Genomic DNA, 586 nt, shown 5'->3' on the forward strand with positions numbered 1-586 from the left:
CATCTACAAAGTCGTTACCAGAATTACCATTGATATAATCGTCGCCAGCTTCACCGTAGATTTTATCTGCACCTGCGCCGCCGTAGATTTCATCTGCACCTATACCCCCTTCTAAGCGGTCATCTCCTTCATTACCATATATCTTGTCATTACCTGCTTCGCCGTAGAGATTATCGTCTCCCATACCACCTTCTAACCAGTCGTTACCGTCACCCCCTTCTAAGCGGTCATCTCCTTCATTGCCGTAAACCTTATCATCGCCAGCTTCGCCGTAGAGATTATCGTCTCCCGTACCGCCTTCTAACCAGTCGTTACCGTCACCCCCTTCTAAGCGGTCATCTCCTTCATTGCCATATACCTTGTCATCGCCAGCTTGACCGTAGAGATTATCATTTCCCGTACCGCCTTCTAACCAATCGTTACCGTCACCCCCTTCTAAGCGGTCATCTCCTTCATTACCATATACCTTGTCATCGCCAGCTTGACCGTAGAGGTTGTCATTTCCCGTACCACCTTCTAACCAGTCGTTACCGTCACCACCTTCTAAGCGGTCATCTCCTTCATTGCCGTAAACCTTATCATCGCC

Annotated in this window: 1 protein-coding gene; it reads right to left on the reverse strand. The window is 48.8% G+C overall.

What is annotated here, in order from left to right; genetic code table 11:
- The coding region (locus ACM03V_RS34475; protein ID WP_414625312.1) for a calcium-binding protein at positions 1-586 on the reverse strand (586 nt) is incomplete at both ends.

Source organism: Calothrix sp. CCY 0018 (assembly GCF_963920925.1).
In the GTDB taxonomy this organism is placed as follows: domain Bacteria; phylum Cyanobacteriota; class Cyanobacteriia; order Cyanobacteriales; family Nostocaceae; genus Rivularia.